The following is a 21,144-nucleotide window of genomic DNA, read 5'->3' on the forward strand; positions in this document are numbered from 1 at the left end:
CCTTAGGGCGCATTCCGAAACGCCAAAAAGAGGGCATACTTTCAGAGTCAGTTGGCTATAATAGCCGACACTCAACATACGACTACTGAAGGAATACCCGATGAGTTTGAACCAGGTGCCAGCAGGTAAAGACCTGCCAGAAGATATCTACGTTGTCATTGAGATCCCAGCGAATGCTGATCCGATCAAATATGAAGTTGATAAAGAGTCTGGTACCCTGTTTGTAGACCGTTTCATGTCTACCGCGATGTTCTATCCATGCAACTACGGCTATATCAACCACACCCTCTCTCTGGATGGTGACCCGGTTGACGTACTGGTTCCGACCCCGTACCCACTGGTACCGGGCTCCGTGATCCGCTGCCGTCCGGTTGGCGTACTGAAAATGACCGACGAGTCTGGCGAAGATGCCAAACTGGTTGCCGTGCCGCACACCAAACTCTCTAAAGAGTACGATCACATCAAAGATGTGAACGACCTGCCAGAGCTGCTGCGTGCGCAGATCACCCACTTCTTTGAGCACTACAAAGATCTGGAAAAAGGCAAATGGGTGAAAGTGGATGGCTGGGACAACGCCGAAGCCGCGAAAGCCGAAATCATCTCCTCTTTCGAGCGCGCACAGAAGAAATAAGCCTGCTGCCCGTTTGTGAGTCGAAAAAAAAAACACCGTCCATCAGGACGGTGTTTTTGTTCAGGCCTCTGGCTCCGCATCGCGCTTCAGCCAGTCGCCGCTCGTAATGCGCTGGCGTCCTGCCACTGAGCGTTGATAGACATAAAGCCATGCACTGCCAAACGGCGTCTGAGTCAGAAAACGTTTGTACTCTCCCCCTTTGGTGCGAAGCGCATCCAGCTCCGCAAGGGTTGAGGCATCAATGCGGTACACTTCACACTGTACCGCGCCGTTGCCCTCAATAACGCCGGGATAATGGCCCAGACTGTAAAGCTCAAAGCCTTCAATCTGGTGATCACCCAGCCACTGCGCATTCGTCATCCAGTGACTGTTTCCCTGTTTGCGCCGTAAACTGCCGTAGACAATTATTCGCATTGCTAAAACTCAAACTGATAGAGCAAATCGAGAGCCTGATCCACACCGGACACGGCTTCCAGATAGAGTTTGGGCATCAGGCGGTAACGCAAGGTTAACGTCGCCAGTGAATCAAATATGCCAACACCGTATTTTACCTGCAGACCCGGCAGTACATAGCCGCTGACCTGCACCTGCTGGCTGTCGCCAACACCCGCAGTATCAAGAGCCAGATTACTGACACCGAAAGTCTCCCCGATTTTACCCACAACCTGCCCACTTTGTGCAACCCCTAAGCCCACAAGCGCAGAAGTGAGGGCATTACTGTCGCCATCTTTGCCGAGTCCCTGACCGCGCAGCAGGTAAGAAAGCGCCTCCTGCTGCGACATCGCCGGGTCGGAGAAGACCTCCGCTTTCGGCTCATCCGCCAGGCCGGTGACGCGCAGACCCGCGGTGACGCCATCTTCGGTGGCATCCGGGTTACGAATTGCCTCCAGGTTGATGTAGGGCTGATCCGGCGGGCCGGCGAACTGCAGTTCACCTTTACGCACGATCAGATCCTGACCGTAAGCGTGGAAGCGGCCGGACGGGATGTTGATCTGACCGTTTAAGCCGAGGCCCGACCGATCCTGCACCAGCTTCAGGTCGCCATTCAGTCGCGCTTTCAGACCAAAGGCGGAGAGGCGCACATCGTTGCCGACGTGGATCACCAGGTTACTGTTGATCGGAATCGCCGCGGTCTGTGGCGCAATCGGCTTCAGCTGTTTATCCAGCATCACCTCATCCGACGAAACGCCCGTGGCGCTCTCCGGCACTTCCTGCACCGTAATGCGCGCCCACGGAATATCGACCCGTCCATCGAGGTTAAAGGCGGCAGGCGTCGCTTCAAAGACCAGATCCGGCGAGACATCCATGCGCACCATCGGCGGCACCGTGACGCGAACCCGGCTGCCCTGCGCGGCGACGCGGGCGCGCCAGTTATCGAGCTGGCTCCAGTCCGCATTACCGCTGAGGTTGATGTTGCCCTGGCTGGTCTGCACCAGCCCGTTCAGGGTGGAGCTCATGCCATTAAACACCAGGTTGAGGCTGGCGGCCGTGAGGTCAACCGGCATAAAGTTGCCATCCACATCCACCCCGGTCAGGCCAAGCTGGCCATAGACCTGCGGCTGCTGCACGCTGCCGCCAAGACGCAGGCTGCTGTTGAGGCTGCCTTTGATCTTCTCGCCCTGCATCAGCGCCGGATTGAGCATCGCCAGTGAGACGTTGCGGATGTTGACGTTACCGCCCAGCGTGCGGCGGCTTTGCGGATCGTCGATCTGCACGTTGCCATCCAGCTGCCCGTTACCGGCAATGCGGATCAGCCAGTCGAGCTGCGCGCGACCGTTTCGCAGTGCGGCATTGAGGTTCAGCGTATCAAAGGCGATCGGCAGGTTATTGCCCTGCACATCCTGCACCACCTTCACGCCGTTGCCCTTCAGCGCGACCGTTCCGGTCGGCAGCGCCCCGTCAGCCGTCCAGTTGACGCGCACGTCGCCGCTGAACAGGCCGCTGAGCTGGGTGGCATCCGGCATAAAGGGTTTCACCATCGCCAGGTCAAAGCGGTTCAGCACCACATGGGCATGACCTTCCGGGCCCGCTTCAACCGGTTCCGGCACGCAGAGGCGGGCATTGGGGTTCTGCCAGCAGTGCGGTCCGATGGTCGCCGTCTGACGGCTGTTGAGATAGTCGATGGCCATCGCACGGGTCAGTCGCCATTCGCCCACCGGCGTATCGAAGTGGGTGTCGTTCAGCGACCCTCGCCAGCGCTGCGTCTGGCGATCAAAGCTGCCGTTGAGCGCCAGCTGGCCGGAGACCGGTTTACCCTGCACGTTGAGTTTCAGCTGATGCTGCTGCTCATTGCCGTCAGCATTCAGGGTTAGCAGGCCGATGTTCAGCGCATCCTGCTGCAGCTGTTCGACACGCAGCTGCAGTTTGCCCGCCACCTGTTCGTCAGAGCGTACGTCGCCCTTGAGCGTAACGCGATTAATCCGCATCTGCTGCCAGCGCAGGCCCCGGCCATTGAGATCGGCCAGCAGCTGCGGTGCCTTCAGGGTGCCGCGCGCTTTGATGGCCCCGTTGACGACGCCGCCCAGACCGGGAAGCGCATTGTCGAGTTGCGGCGCATTGATGCTGGCATCCAGATCCAGACGGTCGCCCAGCGACCCTTTGACATCCAGCTGGTTGCGTCCCAGTGCCAGCTTAATGCCCGGCACTGTCCACTGGTTGTAGCTGTTGCCGGTCAGAGAGCCATCTGCGGTGACGGCGTTCTGTTTCACATTCCCTTTCAGCTGCAGCTGCGGCACGCTCAGCTGCCAGCTGCCGCCATAGAGACTGCCGCGGGTGGTGATTTTGCCATCCAGTCGCGCCGGCCAGTCGGGATACTGTTTAGCCGTATTGATCCCCGCCAGCGTCAGTTCGCTGCGCCAGCTGATCGCCTTGCTCCAGTCCACCAGCGCGGTAAGGTCGATGTTGCCCTGCAGCGCAGCCACGCGCAGGCGATCGAGACTGAACTGCTCAACGTTGCCTTTACCGGTCAGCGAGACGGTCGCCGGTGGCACCGACTCCCCCTTCACGGCGGTCTGCAGTGACATCACATAGTCGGTGGCTTTGCCTTTGAACTGATAGTCCAGATTATCGGCCTGATAGGCGACCGGGCCTGTCAGCGGCCAGCGCAGTTTCGGGCTGGTCAGCTGCAGCGACAGCGGCAGCCCCGCCACCGCCAGCTGGGTCGCGGCGTTGAGCTGCGCATCCACCGGGCCGGAGAGGTTCAGCGCCAGCTTCAGCTCGTCACGCATCGCGCCGTTAAGTTTCAGCGCAATCTTTTCGCCTTTGATCGGATCGGTGTTGACCGTGCCGTTCAGGGCAAAATCGACCGGCCAGTTATCGGCCAGCGTCGCCTGCCCGCTGCCTCTGAGATTGCCGAGGTCAGAGTCAACCTCCAGCGTGGTCAGCTGCATCTGCCGGTCGGTAGTTTTCGCTTTCATCAGCAGGCGGCTGACCGAAATATCGGTGTCGCCGGTGATGCGCAGCTGTTCTCCCAGGATCTGCTGAATGTCGATATCCAGCGGCAGACGGAAATCGGGCAGCGCAGGCAGCAGCGGTTGTGCAAACATCGCCTGCAGCGTTTCACCCAGCGGTTTCTCAGCCGGATGCGGCTGCTGAACTTTCGGCTCCACCACCTGTTCGTTCACGACTTTGGCTGCTTTCGGCAGCGCAATCAGCAGGCTTTGAATATGGGTAGGATTGAGCGTCAGCGCACGATCCTGCCACTGCAGACCGGTGGTAAAGTCGAGCAGCGAAATCGCGGTGTCATCCACTTTGACATTGATATTGTGCAGGCCAAGATGGCGCAGCGTAATCGGATAGGGCGTGCTGAGGTTGGTCGAGCCGCTCTCCTCTTCCGGCGCTGGCGCGGCAGGCGTCATCTTTTTACTGTCGACCACCACGCTGATATCACGCAGGGAGATATCATTCACGCAGACCGACGAATGCAGCAGGCAGTTAAGGTTCACCGCCAGATGGATCTGTCCGGCATCCACACTGACGCCAGGCATTTCGTAACGCAGACCGCTCAGGGTCAGGTTACGCCAGCCGCCCTCGACCTGTTTGATTGACAGGCCCGGTACCCAGCGCGACGCGCCATTCAGCACCAGATGCAGCCCCGGCGTGGTGCCGATTAAAAATGCCACCCCACCCAGCAGCAGCACCAGAAAGATCAGGATGCCGATGAGGACCTTTTTCCACAGCTTCATAGTTCTGGCCCCAGTCCTATATAAAATTGCAGTCCATGTGCATCGTCATCTCCGATAGGTCTGGCGATGTCTAATTTGATGGGACCCACCGGTGACGACCAGCGCACGCCGACGCCCGCACCGGTTTTCACGTTACTCTGTTTGATGTCGTTGACCGCTTCACCGGAGTCGACAAATACCGCTCCCCACCATTTGCCGCTGACGTTGTACTGATACTCCAGCGAGCCGGTGGCCAGTTTTGACGCACCGGTGAGTTTGCCATCCTCATCACGCGGTGAGATGTTCTTATATTTGTAGCCACGAATACTGCGGTCACCACCGGCAAAGAAGCGCAGATCCGGCGGGACTTTTTCAAAGTCGTTGGTTTCGATCCAGCCAAGATTGCCGCGCGCCACAAAGCGGTGGCTGTCGCCGAGGGTACGGATCCAGACGTTCTGCGCCTGCAGAATCAGGAAGTCAACGTCTGAACCCCAGGTAGTATCGGAGACGTCCGCTGAGTAGCGCTGAGAGTCGCCCCAGGTTGGCATCAGGCCGCCACGCGAGCGGGTGCGGTTTACGCTGACGCCAGGATAGAGCAGCATGGTGGTATTGGTCACGCTGCCCTGAGTAAAGTGATCCAGGCTCCAGCGCAGGTTGACCGCTTTCTGCCAGCCGCTGCTGCTGTCCCAGTTACGCGACATCGCCAGCGTCGTGGTGTCGGCTTTGGTGTCATTGAGGTCGGTGCGCTTCAGGCCGCCGGAGAAGGTGTAGTACTGCTCCAGCGGGCTTTTCAGCAGGGGCACTTTGTAGCTGAGATCGACCTGCTGTTCCGGCGCGGAAATGTAGGCGCTGGCCGCCAGACTGTGGCCTCTGTCATTAACCCACGGCTTTTTCCAGGTGCCTTTCAGGCGCGGGCCGACGTCGGTGGAGTAGCCGACCCCGGTTTCGATGGTGTTTTCGGTGCGCGGCGACATCACGGCATTCAGCGGCAGCACTTTTGTTTTCCGGCCTTTGCTGAACTCCGGTGCAACGACCACGGAGTTAAACCAGCCGGTGGCGGAGAGGCGACGGTTCAGTTCAGCCAGATCGCGCGAGCTGTAGTAGTCGCCCTTTTCAAACGGCACCAGGTTCTGCAGGTAAGCTTCGCGAATCTGCGAGCCCTGAAACGTCACGTCGCCAAAACGGTAACGCTCGCCGCTGTCGTAGTCGATATCCCAGAACGCTTCATGCCGCTCGACCGACACCCCCAGCTGGCTTTTTTTAAAGGTGCCATCGAAATAGCCGTTGCGCAGCGCGAGATTTGAGAAGCCGCTTTTAAAGCGATCGTACTGCCCGTGGTTAAGCTGCGTGCCGACTTTGGGACGCCCCTGGGCTATCCACTCTTTGTAGTCGGCATCATTGCGGGCATCCCCTTCGAGCACGATGGTGCTGCCGCCGATTTTAACCGGCGGACCCGGTTTTACGTGCGCGATCAGCACCGGCCTTCCCCCCTGCGCGGGGGCAGGACGGGATTCAAAGTCGATCTCAGGTTCGTAGTAACCCAGCGCGCGCAGGCCTTCTTTTATCGCGACAGAGACGCGTGCACGAAAGCGACCATCATTGGAGACTTCATCGCTGCCGATGGTGGAGAGGCGTGCTCTGACATTTCGCTGCAGATCCCCGGTTAAGCCGTCTACCTGTAATCGCACAGTCGCCGCCTCAAGGGCAGGCGCAGCAAGCAGCAGGCCAGCCATGCAATAAATATGAAATCGTGGCACCTGTACTCCTGTTAATCATGCCGGCCCCTTTTCCGCGGGGCGCTTATTAATCATCTTTGCCCGCACTACCGCAACGGCAACACCCCTATCATAGCCGCACTTTATGCCAAATGGCGGCGTAGCAGTAACATCTAAGTCAAATATCCGGGCTATTGTCGGTAAATGAGGAGATCGATACAACTCCTGCGACGGGGATTGATCCCGCCTGATGGAGTCACTCAGAGAAATCTGAGCGGGCTACTGACCGCCCTGACCGTGAATGCCGCCCGAACCGGCGGTTTGCCCTCTGGCGGGCTGATAAGCGCTCCTGCTATAATCTGCAGCCACAGGCATCCCGCCTGTTTTCATTTCTGCCCCGGCAGCGTTCAGCCTGTCGAACTGGCGCAGACATTTTTGGCACGGATAGCCCTGTTTAACGAGTAACCGCCCCGTTCGCGCTTGCTCACGCTGCCCAGGCCAAAAATGACAAGTGGATAACCCTTTGGATCACTTATGTTAGATAGCTTACTTGTCATTCTTTTACTGATTGTCGTCAGTGCTTTTTTCTCTCTGTCGGAGATCTCGCTGGCAGCCGCCCGCAAGATCAAACTGAAACTGCTCGCCGATGAAGGCAACGTTAACGCGCAGCGCGTCCTGAAAATGCAGGAAACGCCGGGTATGTTTTTTACCGTCGTCCAGATTGGCCTTAACGCCGTCGCCATCCTTGGCGGTATCGTCGGTGACGCTGCCTTTTCACCGGTCTTCAGCGGCCTCTTCAGCCGCTTCGTCCCGCCGGAACTGGCCGAGCAGCTCAGCTTTATCTGCTCCTTCACCATCGTGACCAGCCTGTTTATCCTGTTCGCCGACTTAACCCCAAAGCGGGTTGGAATGGTCGCCCCCGAAACCATCGCGCTGCGCATCATCAACCCGATGCGTTTCTGCCTGCTGGTGATGCGTCCGCTTGTCTGGCTGTTTAACGGTCTGGCTAACGTCTTCTTCCGCCTCTTCAAGCTGCCAATGGTGCGTAAAGATGACATCACCTCCGATGATATCTACGCGGTGGTGGAAGCCGGTGCGCTGGCGGGCGTGCTGCGTAAGCAGGAGCATGAGTTGATTGAAAACGTGTTTGAGCTGGAGTCGCGAACCGTTCCCTCTTCCATGACCTCGCGTGAGAACATCGTCTGGTTTGATCTGCATGAAGATGAGGCCAGCCTCAAGAGCAAAATCGCCGAACATCCGCACTCTAAGTTTTTAGTCTGCAGCGGGGATATCGACCATATCGTCGGCTATGTCGACTCCAAAGAGCTGCTGCTGCGCGTGCTGGGCAACCAGAGTATGGCGCTGAACAGCGGCCTGCAGATTCGTTCTGCGCTGATTGTGCCGGATACGCTGACCCTCTCCGAAGCGCTGGAAAGTTTCAAAACCGCCGGTGAAGATTTTGCGGTAATCATGAACGAATATGCGCTGGTGGTGGGCATCATTACCCTGAACGACGTGATGACCACGCTGATGGGAGATCTGGTCGGTCAGGGCATGGAAGAGCAGATCGTCGCGCGTGATGAGAACTCGTGGCTGGTTGAAGGCGGCACGCCGATTGATGACGTGATGCGCGTGCTGGACATCGACGATTTCCCGCAGTCAGGCAACTACGAAACCATCGGCGGCTTTATGATGTATATGCTGCGCAAGATCCCGAAGCGAACCGACTTTGTGAAGTTTGCCGGCTACAAGTTCGAGGTGGTGGATATTGACAGCTACCGCATCGACCAGCTGCTGGTCACCCGCATCGATGAACGACCGCCGGTGCTGAGCATGACAAAAAGCGAAGACGAGCAGGGATAGCGAAGGGGCTGGCTTATAAAACACTCAGGGCGCCATCGGCGCCCTTTTGATTAGTTGAACTCAAGCTTGAGACGAACGACCTGGCGGTTAATTTCTGACATCACGCTCAGGTGCTGTTTGTCTTTGACGCGCGGGATTAACACTTTCCCTTTATCGAACTCGAACGCGCCAACGTCCTTGATATACAACCTTCCTTTGAACAGCGTTTTGACATATTTCGCTATTTGCAGCGGATTATAGCGCTGGAAGATTTTCATACTGACTGACTCCTGTACATTTTTAAAGCACGCTTCGCCGTTTCCAAAGTAGGTACCAGCCCATGAAGCGCGAATTCGCGATAACTATAGAACACCGAACACTACTGGTGTTCCGAAAAATGAATTTTTTTACTGAGTTGACACATCATTACAGAACAGTCTGTTATGACTCTCATATGACACAGTATAAACCTTCGTTGGTTAAGGAATTGTGGCGGGCATAACAAACCTGACACCTTTCCACGACAGGCGCATCATCCCTGCTTACTATTGCAGTAAAATGACTGACTGGTCTGATCACTTAAGGAAAGTGCGATGCGAAATATTCTGGCAGCCGTGGCGCTGTCATTACTCCTGCCGACGGGCGTCATGGCCCACGACCTCAGGCTCGATTCCCGCGTGCCCGCCACGGGCGTCAACGACAAAGGCGAGCTGATACTGCAGCAGGAGAAGTTTAGCTATAAAAACTGGAATAGCGCGCAACTGAGTGGAAAAGTTCGCGTGATTCAGCACATTGCCGGGCGCTCCTCCGCCAAAGAGATGAACGCCGCGCTGATAGAGGCGATTAAGGCCGCGAAGCTGCCGCATGACCGCTATCAGACCACTACCATCGTTAACACCGATGATGCGATCCCCGGCACCGGCATGTTTGTGCGCAGCAGCATTGAAACCAATAAGCAGCAGTATCCCTGGTCGCAGTTTATCGTCGACAGCAAGGGCAATGTGCAGCACGCCTGGCAGCTGCAGCCGGGCAGCTCCGCCATCGTCGTGCTGGATAGACAGGGCACGGTGAAATTTGTGAAGGATGGCCCGCTGACGCAGGATGAAGTGACAGACGTGATTGCTCTGGTCACCTCACTGCTGAAGGCGAAATAGCAGACGCCCCGGCGGGCACGAAGCTCGCCGGGGCGTCAGAAGACAGACGTTCAGCCCGCGTTAAAACAGCGACACGCGGAAGCCGGGGTTCAGGAAAGATTCGCGCGGCGCGTAATCCAGGGTTTTACCCTGCCAGTCATGCACATGCGCGCCTGCGGCCATCGCCACCGCATGACCTGCACCGGTGTCCCAGATATTGGTGGGTCCGAAACGGGGATAGAGCTGAGCTTTCCCTTCCGCTACCAGGCAGAATTTCAGCGAGGAGCCGGTTGCAACGGTCTGATGCTCGCCCAGCTGCTTCAGGTACTCTTTCATCTCCTCATCGTCGCCATGGGAACGGCTCACCACCACCAGCGGAGGTCGTGCGTCACGCACATGAATCTGTTCACGATGACCGCCCTCCTCTTTCCACGCCTTGCCCTCCGCCGCAGAGTACATCACACCCAGCGCGGGGGCATAAACCACGCCCAGAATCGGCTTGCCCGCCTCAATCAGCGCAATGTTGACCGTAAATTCGCCGTTGCGTTTGATGAACTCTTTGGTGCCATCCAGGGGATCGACCAGCCAGTAGCGCTGCCAGTGCTGACGCTCTGTCCAGGCGGGCGGATCTTCTTCTGACAGCACCGGCAGATCGGGGGTTAACTGCTTCAGGCCAGAGAGGATCACCTCGTGCGCAGCGATATCCGCGGCGGTCACCGGCGAATCATCCGATTTGTGAGAAACGTCAAGCGGCGCGGCACCGTTATAGACCTGCATAATCGCGTCGCCTGCTTCGCGTGCCAGTTGGCAGATTTGCTCTAACATTTTTCACCTCGTTGTGTCTTTCTGCTGCAGGATCAGCTTTCCGTCAGACAGTAACATTTTAGCAGTTTCGCCTGACCTGCCCATTTACAGGCTGACCAGCGCGCCAATTTATAGATATATCAATATCATAGTTACCCGTTTATCGCCACGCCTGCGCCACTTTGCGCGCCCGCCGGAATCCGGTGCCGCCTCCGATGCGCCAAAACGTTATATCCATCACGATTTAAAATGACCCACCGGCAGGCTTTTACATTATTTTGAGATCCCCAATTATTTTGCAGCAGGAGCAGGCATGTTTAAGCCCGGCATAGTCTTACTGGCACTTGGCGTTTACGCCGCCGCACAGGCCGCAACGGTCGATCTACGCATACTGGAAACCACCGATCTTCATAGCAACATGATGGATTTCGACTACTACAAAGACACCCCAACCGAAAAGTTTGGCCTGGTGCGCACCGCCACGCTGATCCACGCCGCGCGTCAGGAGGTGAAAAACAGCCTGCTGGTCGACAACGGCGATATCATTCAGGGCAGTCCGCTGGGCGACTACATGGCGGCAAAGGGATTGCGTGAGGGTGAGATCCACCCGGTCTACAAGGCGCTCAAAACCCTGGATTACAGCGTCGGCAACCTCGGCAATCATGAATTTAATTATGGCCTGCCCTACCTGAAGAAAGCGCTGGCCGGTGCCCGCTTTCCCTACGTCAATGCCAACGTCATTGACGTGAAGAGTGGCAAGCCGCTGTTTACGCCTTACCTCATCAAATCCACCACGCTGGTTGATCGTGAAGGCAAAACCCGGACCCTGAAGATTGGCTATATCGGCTTTGTGCCGCCGCAGATCATGGTGTGGGATAAAGCCAATCTGCAGGGCAAGGTGCGGGTCGATGACATCACGGAAACAGCGCGCCGCTATGTGCCGGAGATGCGTGCGCAGGGCGCGGATCTGGTCATCGCGATTCCGCACTCCGGCCTGAGCAGCGAGCCGTATCACACCCTGGCGGAGAACTCGGTTTACTATCTCAGCCAGGTTGAAGGCATCAACGCCATCCTGTTTGGCCATGCCCACGCCGTCTTCCCCGGTAAAGATTTTGCCGCGATTAAAGGCGCAGACATCAAGAACGGCACTCTGAATGGTGTGCCTGCGGTGATGCCCGGCATGTGGGGCGATCACCTGGGCGTGGTCGACCTGGTGCTGAACAATGACAACGGCAGGTGGCAGGTCACGAGCGGCAAAGCCGAGGCGCGCCCAATCTATGACACCGCAGCGAAAAAGTCTCTCGCCGCAGAAGATCCCGCGCTGGTGAAGGTCCTGGCTGAGGATCACCGCGCCACGCGCGCCTTTGTGGCGAAACCCATCGGCAAGTCTGCCGACGTGATGTACAGCTACCTGTCGCTGGTACAGGACGATCCCACCGTGCAGATCGTCAACAACGCCCAGCGCGCCTATGTCGAGCACTTCATTCAGGGCGATCCCGATCTGGGCCGTCTGCCGGTACTCTCAGCGGCGGCGCCTTTCAAGGCGGGCGGGCGTAAAAACGATCCGGCCAGCTATGTCGAAGTGGAGAAAGGGCCGCTGACCTTCCGCAACGCCGCCGATCTTTATCTCTACCCCAACACGCTGGTGGTCATGAAGGTCAGCGGGGCGCAGGTTAAAGAGTGGCTGGAGTGCTCTGCAGGCCAGTTTAATCAGATCGATCCGCACAGTACGAAAACCCAGTCGCTGATTAACTGGGATTTCCGCACCTATAACTTCGATGTGATCGACGGGGTCACCTATCAGATCGATGTCACCCAGCCAGCGCGCTACGACAGCGAGTGCCAGCTGATCCATCCTGATGCCTCCCGTATCCGTCAGCTGAGCTGGCAGGGTAAGCCGATCGACCCGCAGGCGACCTTCCTGGTGGCGACGAACAACTATCGTGCTTATGGCGGCAAATTTGCCGGCACCGGCGATAAGTATATCGCCTTTGCCTCGCCGGATGAGAACCGTTCGGTGGTGGCAGCCTATATCAGTGCAGAGACTAAGGCGCACGGGGAAGTCCAGCCAAAAGCGGACAATAACTGGCGGCTGGCCCCGATTAACGCATCCATGCCGCTGGACATCCGGTTTGAGACGGCACCGGGTGAGAAAGCGACCGGGTTTATTAAGCAGCATGCGCAATATCCGCTTCAGCCCAAAGGGACCGATGCGACTGGCTTCGCGTTGTGGCAGGTGAATTTACAGCAGAAGTAAGGCAGGAGAAAACGCTGCAACCGGGCGGTTGCAGCGTCTGGCAATTACAGAATTTCCAGCAGTTCCACTTCGAAAATCAGGGTGCTGAACGGTGGGATGGAGGCACCCGCACCGCGCTCGCCATACGCGAGGTTCTGTGGGATCACCAGTTCCCATTTTGAGCCAACCGGCATCAGGGTCAGGGCTTCAATCCAGCCTGGGATCACACCGCTCACCGGGAACTCTGCCGGTTCGCCACGCGCCACCGAGCTGTCGAACACGCTGCCGTCGATCAGTTTGCCGGTGTAGTGCACGCGTACGCGATCCTGACGCGATGGGATAGGACCTTCGCCCTGAGTAATCACGCTGAACTGCAGACCGGATTCGGTGCTGTTCACGCCTTCACGCTGCGCATGTTCCTGCAGGAACGCCTGACCTTCTGCTGCCATGGCTTCGGTGCGCTCACGACGCACGCCTTCAGCGCGTTCATGAACTTCACGCAGTGCGCGATGAACGACATCAACCGGTACGGCAGGCGAGTTCCCTTCCAGCGCGTCGCGCAGGCCCGCGAGCAGTGCTTCTGGCTGCAGCCCCTGCAGACCAGATTCCAGCAACTGCTGGCCAACCTGTAAACCAATACCGTAACTTGCTTGTGCTTCGACGCTGTCGAAAGAAGGGGTAGTCATCTTCGTTCCTTTCACTCTCGGATAAATTCGAACCGGCAGCATAGCAGCGCAGGCCGCTGGCGTAAAATGCCCTGCATCGCAGATGACTTTTCCCGGCGAAAGAGAAACAATAGAGCCGTCAGATTTATCAATGCTGGCAGGCACTTCGCGCCAGTATTGCCCATACTATAACTATCGACGGAATACCCCCGTCTGTGGCACACGAAGAAGAGAGCAACTATGGGCCAGATCGCCCCACGACGCCGCCGGACGCGCGCAACACATATGATATCCCGGCTGCAGACCTGGCTGGCCGCACGCAGGCCAGCGCAGCCTGCCGGAGAGGAGGAACCCCGCATGGCTTCTGAGACGTCATCCCGCCTGCCGACATGGCTTCAGCGAATCTGGCATTTTACCGACGACATCCGCTGGATGGCACCGCTGCCCGCACCGCACCGTCGCGGCATTGTGGCGGCGCTGCTGGTTATGCTGGTAGCGTTTCTCTGGCCTGCCACGACGCCGCGCTATCCGGTCGAGCAGCCGGTTACGCCTTCCGCAGAGAAAGAGGTGCCGATGCAGGCGGATATCTACGATAACACCCGCTCCGGGCAGGCCTCCTCATCACAGCAGACGCCAAAAGCAGATTCTCAGGGCGCATGGCGCAGTCTGACCATCGCGTCCGGCCAGACGCTGGCGCAGCTGTTTCGTGACAACAGCCTGCCGGTCAATGATGTGTTTGCGATGGCGCGGGTGGAAGGCAACGATCAGCCCCTCAGCTCACTGAAAAGTGGTCAGCAGGTCAAAATCCGACAGGATGCACAGGGTGTGGTAACGGGACTGACGGTGGAGGGCGCAGAGGGCCCGGTGCTGTTTACCCGTCAGACAGACGGCAGCTTTATCCGCGCGCAGTAGCTGAGCAAGGCATAAAAACAAAAACGCCGGCGCAGGGCCGGCGATTTTGTCGTGCTCAGTTAATAAAATTAACCAGCAACAACCTTCACGGTCAGTTTAGCGAATACATCGCTGTGGACCTGGAAGTCTACTTCATGCTCACCGGTAGTACGCAGAACGCCGTTCGGCAGACGAACTTCGCTCTTCGCTACGTCAACGCCAGCTGCAGTCACTGCATCAGCGATGTCGCGGGTACCGATTGAACCGAACAGCTTACCTTCATCGCCTGCTTTAGACGTGATGGTCACGGTGCCCAGTGCATTGATTTTCTCAGCGCGTGCAGTCGCTGCAGACTGAACGTCAGCCAGTTTGGCTTCCAGTTCAGCACGGCGTGCTTCGAAATACTCAACGTTTTTCCTGGTAGCAGGAACAGCTTTGCCCTGTGGAACCAGGAAGTTACGAGCGTAGCCCGCTTTAACGTTAACCTGATCACCCAGGCTGCCCAGGTTTGCTACTTTATCAAGCAGAATAACTTGCATTACCTTATCCTCTTAAAGTCGTTAATGGACAGTTGCCGATTACTGATGACGATCAGTGTACGGCAGCAGAGACAGATAACGCGCGCGCTTGATGCAGCGAGCCAACTGACGCTGGTATTTTGCACGAGTACCGGTGATACGGCTCGGGACAATTTTACCGCTTTCGGTAATGTAGTTTTTCAACGTTGCGATGTCTTTGTAATCGATCTCAACAACGCCTTCCGCGGTGAAACGGCAGAACTTGCGACGACGGAAATAACGTGCCATTAGGCTAGTCTCCAGAATCTATCAATTCAATCTGCTCGGCATGGAACACCACTTTGCTCTGGCCATTGCGTGCCTGATGGCAACTAATGAAACCGTCCAGTGTGAGTTGCGTGCCGACCGTTATATGTTGAGTAATCACCTGATGGGTGCTGCCGCTGATAATCACCGGCATACGACACCAGGCTTGCCGGTGAAACCCGGCCTCCTCCTGCACTGAGCGGTGCTCTAGCACAAACTGACAGTGAGGAATTCCTGACGGGCTAATTTTTCGAACCGGCGTCCTGCACACAGTGCCGGACAAGCGCAGTCGATTAACCGTCACGATGGATTACTCTTCAGAATCCCCAGCATCTGACTCATCAGCGGATTCGTTAGCAAAATCTTCGCGACGATCACGACGCTCATCTTTCGCTTTAACCATCGGTGATGCTTCAGTTACCGCGTGTTTAACGCGCATAACCATGCTACGGATAACGGCGTCGTTGAAGCGGAAGTTCGTTTCCAGCTCATCGATCGCTTCCTGCGGCGCTTCAACGTTCATCAGAACGTAGTGAGCTTTGTGCAGTTTGTTGATCGGGTAAGCCAGCTGACGGCGGCCCCAGTCTTCCAGACGGTGAATCGTGCCCTGTGCACCAGTGATAGCACCAGTGTAACGCTCGATCATGCCAGGAACCTGTTCGCTCTGGTCAGGATGAACCATAAATACGATTTCGTAATGACGCATCGAAATTGCTCCTTACGGATTATTCAGCCTCCTGTCGGGGTCAGCCGCGGCCCATGGAAGCAAGGAACGTTATAGGCTGTGTCCCACAACCGTTCGCCGTAACGAGCCTTTGTGGGACACAGCCTGAGAATGCGGCTGAAAAATTGACGCGTAATCATACTGGCGACCGTGGCTAAACTCAAGCGCACATTTCAATAAAATGCGGCTGGGGACGCAGAGTCGGTGGGTCAGGAAGGGAACAGTGTAAAAACAGCGGGTTAACGCGGGATCGTTCAAAAACGCTGACAGAGAGGTTCAGCGGGACGATCTGGCGTTCGCAGAGGCAGTGGCTAAAATTAAAGCAGACGTCACGACAGGATCGCTGGCGTCACACAGAATGTCTTCCCTGAAGTGAGGAGTCGGGCATGAAAACGTTCGTCATCGCCACTTTCCTGGGTCTCTTCCTGTCTCCACCCGCCCTTGCCAGCCATGCTGACTGTGCGCAGCAGATAAGAAGTCACAGCAGCGAAGCGGCATCCGGTTATGTCTACGTTAACCGGCTGGACAGGCCGGAACGAAACCCGGTCAGCGCGCCTGTCAGTCCAGCTGAGAAATCGGCTGCGCGCTGGTAAGTACCGGTCGCGTCACGGGCGGCGGCATCCTGCTCCGCCCGTTCATCTTTTACAGCTGATGACGAAAGAAGCTGACCAGCGCCGTCAGGGCGGAGGGGGTGATCTTATGCCCAATCCCCTTTTCCGACAGCGACGTCAGATGCTGATCCAGGCCATTGTCACGCAGGGCCCTCTCCAGCCGCTCGGTTTCCGCCCAGGGCACCACCTCATCCGCCTCGCCATGCCACAGCAGCAGCGGCCGGTCTGCCAGTGCCGTGAGCCGGTTGCAGGGGTCATACTCCGCCAGAGGCGCCATACGGGCAGCAAATTTCGCCTGCCGGTCGGGCGAATCGGGGAGCCGCGGCGGAAACAGTGAGTGACTGAGTTGCATAAAATAGCCCGATCCCATCATGCAGGCGACGCTGTGAATCTGTGGGTAGCGCGCCATGGCCCCCAGGGCGGTCATGCCGCCCATTGAGGCCCCCGCCACCGCAAAACGCGAACCGGCGATCAGATTTTCATCTCGCAGCGCCGCTTCCAGCTGCGGCAGCTCATCAATGTTCTGCTTCAGGATCTCCCAGAAGCGGTCCAGGCGTGTCCCGGCATCACCGTCATAGCGCGCGCCGTGTCGCGCCGCATCGGGCATCACCGCGCGAAAACCTGCCTGCGCCAGCGCCACCGCAAAGTAGGCGTAGACCTCTTTCGACGAGGTAAAGCCGTGATAAAACAGCACCGTGGGCAGCGGTGCCTGGCGCTGTCCGGCAGGCGTGGCGTGCAGGCATTCAATACCAGCCAGCGTTTCTGTCGTGAGTTCGATCATCGTCTCTCCTGATGGGGTGAAAGCGTGCCGCTTCAGTGTACGTGCTGTGGATGATTTAACGAAACGTGCCGCTGCGCTTAGCGGCCGGATTTCGCCCTAAACTTTTCCCCCTCCCTGCCGTTGATGGTGTACCCCCATAACTTGTTCAAAGGTAATTTATGAAGCGTCTCTCTCTCAGCGGCCTGAGTCTTGGAGTTAAGCTGTCTGTACTGACGTCTCTCAGCGTTGCGCTGCTGTTGCTGGTACTCACCCTGACTCAAAGCCACAACGCCTCACGCCAGCTGGAAAATCTCGCCATCGATGACATGCACAATCAGGTGCAGGGCATTAATGAAATGGCCTCCATGTTCAACGCCACCCTCACCGAAGAGGTGAGCCACTATACCAATCTGTTTATCAGCTTTTTACCCAGGCGTTTCAGCCTTGATGACAGCGCCAGAATTCAGGTGGGCGCATTTTCAACGCCCGTGCTGCGCGCCGGATTAAAAACGCTGAACCTCGATCAGGTCGCCGTCGACGATTTCACTGACCGCACCGCAGCGGTGGCGACGATTTTTGTGCGCGATGGCGATGATTTTATCCGCATCTCCACCTCGCTGAAAAAGGAGGATGGCAGTCGGGCTATCGGTACTCAGCTTGATCGCACCGGCGCCGCCTGGAAAAGCGTTCACGAAGGCAGGGCGTATCAGGGACTGGCCACGCTGTTCGGCCACCGCTATATCACGCAGTACCAGCCTGTAAAGGATGAGAGTGGCAGAGTCGTTGCCATCCTGTTCGTCGGCGTCGGCATTGATAAACAGTATGCGCTGATGCGCGAAAAAATCCTGGCTCGCCGGCTGGGTGACAGCGGTCATTTTTTTGTGCTCAACGGCACGCCCGGTAAGACGCTGGGCGAGTATCTGTTTGACCAGCACAACGAAGGAAAACAGCCCGGCTGGGATAGCGCCATCCTGCAGCCGCTATTGACGCAGCCGCAGGGCATGCAGCAGGTGGAGATTAACGGTGAGCAGAAAATCCTGGCCTGGCAGCAGCTGCCGGGCTGGAACTGGGTGATCACCGGCGAAGTTAACCGTGCCAGCCTGCTGGCTCCGATTACCCACAGCCGTAACCTGTTCCTGATGACCGGACTGATTCTGGTGGTGATCTTTGCGCTGGGGTTTGTCTGGTACAGCCGCCGGGCCATTACCCATCCGCTGCAGCAGGTGATCCATCTGGCGGAGCAGTATGCCGCCGGTAATCTGCAGGTCAACCTGAAGACCACCCGCTCTGATGAGGTGGGCCAGCTGATCGTGGCAATTAACGGTATTGGAAACGGTCTGGAAAAAATCGTCAGCCAGGTGCGCGTTGCTGCACAGGAGATCAGTGACGGTACGGATACCATCGCCGTCAGCAGCCATAATATCAGCGAGCAGATTGGACGTCAGGCCAGCAGCGTCGAGCAGACCTCCGCCAGCATGGAGCAGTTTGGCGCAACGGTGGAACACACCGCCGACAGCCTGCGTCAGGCGATGTCCCTGGTGGCGGAAGCCAGCGGAATCGTCAGCCACGGCAGCCAGACGGTGGAGCGCTCGGTGAACACCATGTCAGCGATTAAAGTGTCGTCACAAAGCATTGCGGACATTACCCATGTGATTGAGTCGATTGCCTTCCAGACCAACATCCTGGCGCTGAATGCCGCCGTTGAAGCGGCGCGAGCCGGTGAACAGGGTCGCGGTTTTGCCGTGGTCGCGGCAGAAGTGCGGGCACTGGCACAGCGGTCGGCGCAGGCGGCCAAAGAGATCGATGGGCTGATTGCCACCTCCATCGGCAACGTGGCAGAGGGACATCAGCTCTCTGAACAGACGCGTGATGCAATGACTGACATTGTGACGCACATCGAGCAGGTGCAGGCGCTGATGGGCGAGATCAACGTGGCGGCGCAGCAGCAGGCGGCGGGCATTGGTCAGGTTAATCTGGCGATGAATCAGATCAGTCAGGCGACCCATCAGAACAGCGAGCTGGTGGCGCAGGCGGAAAACAGTGCGCAGACGCTGAGTGATAAAGGTCATCATCTCACCCAACTGGTCAGCGTATTCAGCCTTAAAGCCTGACCGCCTTCAGGACGATGACATACACTTACTGTCTCGTCCTGAAAAAGGGTTTTGCTAATGCGTTCCGCTTACTTACTGATCCTGAGCCTGCTTCTGGCAGGCTGTTCCGCCCTTCAGACAACGCCAGAAGCGCCGCCTGCCCCAACGCAGCAGGCGCAGGAGATTTCACGGTCGCAGAGTGGCGGCTTACCGAAGCTGGGTAATATCACCGTGAATGTGCATGGCTCGCCGGATGACGCCCAGCGGGCGGTGGCCGCCCGGGCCAATCAGGCCGGAGCGGTTTACTATCAGATCGTGGCGCTGAGTGAAACGGTGATGCCTGGCTTGTGGTACGCCAGTGCGATTCTTTATGGTGCGTCACCGGCCACAGGCGCGGGCCAGTAAACGATCGGTCACTGCGGCTTCCAGCGGGCGTGAACCGCGCGGGTCGAGCCACTGCTGGCACCAGGCATCGGCCAGCGGCGGCTCGGCATATTTCAGCAGTTGAGCGCCCGTCGCCAGCAGCAGCAGCGTGCGGGTGACCTCGCGCGCCTGCTCTTCAGGGATGTGGCTGAGTCTCAGCCGCAGCTGACGCCAGCGCGCATCAAAATGCCGGTTACTTCCTTTTACCGCCTCAAACTCCTGATTCAGCATCTCAGTCACCTCCGCCTGGCGGGCGAGCACGCGCAGGACGTCCAGACACATCACGTTGCCCGACCCCTCCCAGATACTGTTGACCGGCATGTCACGATAGAGACGCGGCAGCTCACTCGCTTCGCAGTAGCCAATCCCGCCCAGCACCTCCATCGACTCCGCTACAAACGGCGCGCCCGCTTTGCAGATCTGATACTTAGCGGCCGGGGTAAATAAGCGGGCAAAGGTGACCTCATGCGGTTTCGCCGGCTGGGACCAGGCGCGCGCCAGGCGCATCAGCAGCGCAGTCTGCCCCTCCAGCTGCAGCGCCTGCTGAGCCAGCACCTGCCGCATCAGCGGCAGATCCACGAGGTTTTTCCCCTGCACCTGACGCTGGTGAGCATGCCAGAGCGCCACTGAGAAGGCCCGCCGCATCTGCCCGTGACTGCCGAGTGCGCAGTCGAAGCGCGTCATCCCAGCCATCTTCAGGATCAGCCTCACCCCTTCACCCTCTTCTCCCAGCAGCCAGCCCGTCGCCTCGCGAAACTCCACTTCGCAACTGGCGTTCGAGCGATTGCCCAGCTTCTCTTTGAGCCGTTCAAGCTGAATGGCATTGCGGGTGCCGTCGGGCAGCAGTCGCGGCAGGAAGAAGCAGCTTAATCCGGCGGGCGTCTGCGCCAGCACCAGATGCGCATCACTCTGCGGCACGGAGAAGAACCATTTATGGCCGGTCAGCCGCCAGGCTTCGCCGGGGCCGCGCGCCTCAAGCGGTTCAGCAAAGGTGGTGCTGGTAAGCAGATCGCTGCCCCCCTGCTTCTCTGTCATTCCCATGCCGATCAGCAGGCCGCGTTTCTGGTCGCCAGGCTGCGCATGGGTATCGTAGCGGTCGCTGAGCAGCGGATCGAGCCAGCCCTCAAATGCGGCGGGCAGACAGGTCTGCAGCAGCGGAATGGCGGCATGTGTCATGGTCATCGGGCAGAGCGTGCCCGCTTCAACCTGTGCATGCAGGATAAAGCGCGCGGCGCGCGCCACGCTCGCCTGTTCCCGAACCGCAGGCTGCCAGCTGAGGTTGTGCAGGCGGCTGGCGCAGACGCCCTGCATCAGCAGGTGCCAGGCGGGGTGAAAACGGACCTCATCCAGCCGCACGCCACGGGCGTCATAGCGCTGCAACTCAGGGGGTTCAGTATTGGCAAGCCGGCCAAGCTCCAGCGACTCGGCCCCGCCAAGCTGTGAGCCAACGGAGGTCAGCCATTCCCGATCCCACCCGGCCCCCTCACGGGAAAGGGCTTCGCTGAGCGGCGTATCAGAAAGAAACAGATTACTGTTGCTGAGAGGATGGGGCTGATTAAAAACGGTGTGTGTTGTCCAGGTCATAACCACTCCTCGCGGATGTCACTCCGTAAGTATGCGAAGGACGCGGGG

General features: G+C 58.0%; 20 protein-coding genes. 8 read left to right on the forward strand and 12 right to left on the reverse strand.

Going from position 1 to position 21,144, the window contains the following annotated elements:
• Positions 1-100: 100 nt before the first annotated feature.
• Positions 101-631 (forward strand): inorganic diphosphatase, encoded by a 531-nt coding sequence (gene ppa, locus HFD97_RS16310; protein ID WP_167432230.1) that lies wholly within the window; start codon positions 101-103, stop codon positions 629-631.
• Between the two features lie 60 nt (positions 632-691).
• Here ppa and HFD97_RS16315 read toward each other — a convergent pair whose 3' ends face one another.
• Genes HFD97_RS16315 through HFD97_RS16325 form a run of 3 tightly spaced genes read right to left on the reverse strand, consistent with a single transcriptional unit; the run spans position 692 to position 6,527 of the window.
• Entirely contained in the window at positions 692-1,045 is a 354-nt protein-coding gene (locus tag HFD97_RS16315; RefSeq protein WP_009087429.1) for a gamma-glutamylcyclotransferase, read from the reverse strand.
• A 2-nt stretch (positions 1,046-1,047) separates the two neighbouring features.
• On the reverse strand, positions 1,048-4,815 hold the full coding sequence (locus tag HFD97_RS16320; RefSeq protein ID WP_167432229.1) for a translocation/assembly module TamB domain-containing protein: 3,768 nt from the start codon (positions 4,813-4,815) through the stop codon (positions 1,048-1,050).
• The gene (locus HFD97_RS16325; RefSeq protein WP_181161960.1) at positions 4,812-6,527 is read right to left on the reverse strand and encodes an autotransporter assembly complex family protein; all 1,716 of its coding nucleotides are present in this window, start codon (positions 6,525-6,527) and stop codon (positions 4,812-4,814) included. The genes HFD97_RS16320 and HFD97_RS16325 overlap by 4 nt, the downstream gene beginning before the upstream one ends.
• A 516-nt stretch (positions 6,528-7,043) precedes the next feature.
• Here HFD97_RS16325 and HFD97_RS16330 point away from each other — a divergent pair.
• Positions 7,044-8,372 (forward strand): hemolysin family protein, encoded by a 1,329-nt coding sequence (locus HFD97_RS16330; protein ID WP_009087434.1) that lies wholly within the window; start codon positions 7,044-7,046, stop codon positions 8,370-8,372.
• Positions 8,373-8,422: 50 nt separating this feature from the next.
• On the opposite strand, the gene HFD97_RS16335 is transcribed toward HFD97_RS16330, so the two are convergent.
• Positions 8,423-8,629 (reverse strand): DUF1107 domain-containing protein, encoded by a 207-nt coding sequence (locus HFD97_RS16335; protein ID WP_003855513.1) that lies wholly within the window; start codon positions 8,627-8,629, stop codon positions 8,423-8,425.
• 315 nt (positions 8,630-8,944) lie between these two features.
• On the opposite strand from HFD97_RS16335, the gene HFD97_RS16340 reads away from it, so the two are divergent.
• The gene (locus HFD97_RS16340; protein ID WP_167432228.1) at positions 8,945-9,505 is read left to right on the forward strand and encodes a YtfJ family protein; all 561 of its coding nucleotides are present in this window, start codon (positions 8,945-8,947) and stop codon (positions 9,503-9,505) included.
• Positions 9,506-9,565: 60 nt separating this feature from the next.
• Here the strand turns inward: HFD97_RS16340 and cysQ are convergent, their stop codons facing one another.
• Entirely contained in the window at positions 9,566-10,309 is a 744-nt protein-coding gene (gene cysQ / locus HFD97_RS16345; protein ID WP_046102601.1) for a 3'(2'),5'-bisphosphate nucleotidase CysQ, read from the reverse strand.
• Positions 10,310-10,601: 292 nt separating this feature from the next.
• Between cysQ and HFD97_RS16350 the strand changes: the two genes are divergently transcribed.
• Positions 10,602-12,545, forward strand: coding sequence for a bifunctional 2',3'-cyclic-nucleotide 2'-phosphodiesterase/3'-nucleotidase (locus tag HFD97_RS16350; protein WP_167432227.1), 1,944 nt, complete (start codon positions 10,602-10,604; stop codon positions 12,543-12,545).
• A 44-nt stretch (positions 12,546-12,589) separates the two neighbouring features.
• Here the strand turns inward: HFD97_RS16350 and fklB are convergent, their stop codons facing one another.
• Positions 12,590-13,210 (reverse strand): FKBP-type peptidyl-prolyl cis-trans isomerase, encoded by a 621-nt coding sequence (fklB, locus tag HFD97_RS16355; protein WP_009087442.1) that lies wholly within the window; start codon positions 13,208-13,210, stop codon positions 12,590-12,592.
• Between the two features lie 219 nt (positions 13,211-13,429).
• Between fklB and HFD97_RS16360 the strand changes: the two genes are divergently transcribed.
• A complete protein-coding gene (locus HFD97_RS16360) occupies positions 13,430-14,101 on the forward strand; it encodes a LysM-like peptidoglycan-binding domain-containing protein (RefSeq protein ID WP_150030241.1) in 672 nt (223 codons plus the stop codon).
• A 68-nt stretch (positions 14,102-14,169) separates the two neighbouring features.
• Here the strand turns inward: HFD97_RS16360 and rplI are convergent, their stop codons facing one another.
• From rplI to rpsF, 4 genes are read right to left on the reverse strand one after another with little or no spacing between them, the layout of a single operon-like run.
• Positions 14,170-14,619, reverse strand: coding sequence for a 50S ribosomal protein L9 (gene rplI, locus HFD97_RS16365; RefSeq protein WP_046102603.1), 450 nt, complete (start codon positions 14,617-14,619; stop codon positions 14,170-14,172).
• A 39-nt stretch (positions 14,620-14,658) separates the two neighbouring features.
• Entirely contained in the window at positions 14,659-14,886 is a 228-nt protein-coding gene (rpsR, locus tag HFD97_RS16370) for a 30S ribosomal protein S18 (RefSeq protein WP_002210155.1), read from the reverse strand.
• A 4-nt stretch (positions 14,887-14,890) separates the two neighbouring features.
• Positions 14,891-15,208 carry a primosomal replication protein N gene (gene priB / locus HFD97_RS16375; RefSeq protein WP_009087448.1) on the reverse strand — a complete coding sequence of 106 codons (318 nt, stop codon included), beginning with the start codon at positions 15,206-15,208 and terminating at the stop codon, positions 14,891-14,893.
• A 6-nt stretch (positions 15,209-15,214) separates the two neighbouring features.
• Positions 15,215-15,610, reverse strand: a complete 396-nt coding sequence (gene rpsF / locus HFD97_RS16380) for a 30S ribosomal protein S6 (protein WP_009087450.1) — start codon at positions 15,608-15,610, stop codon at positions 15,215-15,217.
• 404 nt (positions 15,611-16,014) lie between these two features.
• Here rpsF and HFD97_RS16385 point away from each other — a divergent pair, with 404 nt between their 5' ends.
• A complete protein-coding gene (locus HFD97_RS16385; protein WP_009087452.1) occupies positions 16,015-16,221 on the forward strand; it encodes a hypothetical protein in 207 nt (68 codons plus the stop codon).
• 49 nt (positions 16,222-16,270) lie between these two features.
• Here HFD97_RS16385 and yjfP read toward each other — a convergent pair whose 3' ends face one another.
• Positions 16,271-17,020 (reverse strand): esterase, encoded by a 750-nt coding sequence (yjfP, locus tag HFD97_RS16390; protein ID WP_167432226.1) that lies wholly within the window; start codon positions 17,018-17,020, stop codon positions 16,271-16,273.
• Positions 17,021-17,178: 158 nt separating this feature from the next.
• Between yjfP and HFD97_RS16395 the strand changes: the two genes are divergently transcribed.
• Entirely contained in the window at positions 17,179-19,110 is a 1,932-nt protein-coding gene (locus HFD97_RS16395) for a methyl-accepting chemotaxis protein (protein ID WP_167432225.1), read from the forward strand.
• A gap of 57 nt (positions 19,111-19,167) precedes the next feature.
• Entirely contained in the window at positions 19,168-19,494 is a 327-nt protein-coding gene (bsmA, locus tag HFD97_RS16400; protein WP_009087458.1) for a biofilm peroxide resistance protein BsmA, read from the forward strand.
• On the opposite strand, the gene HFD97_RS16405 is transcribed toward bsmA, so the two are convergent.
• On the reverse strand, positions 19,468-21,096 hold the full coding sequence (locus HFD97_RS16405) for an isovaleryl-CoA dehydrogenase (RefSeq protein WP_058956515.1): 1,629 nt from the start codon (positions 21,094-21,096) through the stop codon (positions 19,468-19,470). The genes bsmA and HFD97_RS16405 overlap by 27 nt on opposite strands.
• Between the last annotated feature and the right edge of the window lie 48 nt (positions 21,097-21,144).

This window comes from Pantoea sp. EKM103V, from assembly GCF_011800365.1.
In the GTDB taxonomy this organism is placed as follows: domain Bacteria; phylum Pseudomonadota; class Gammaproteobacteria; order Enterobacterales; family Enterobacteriaceae; genus Pantoea; species Pantoea anthophila.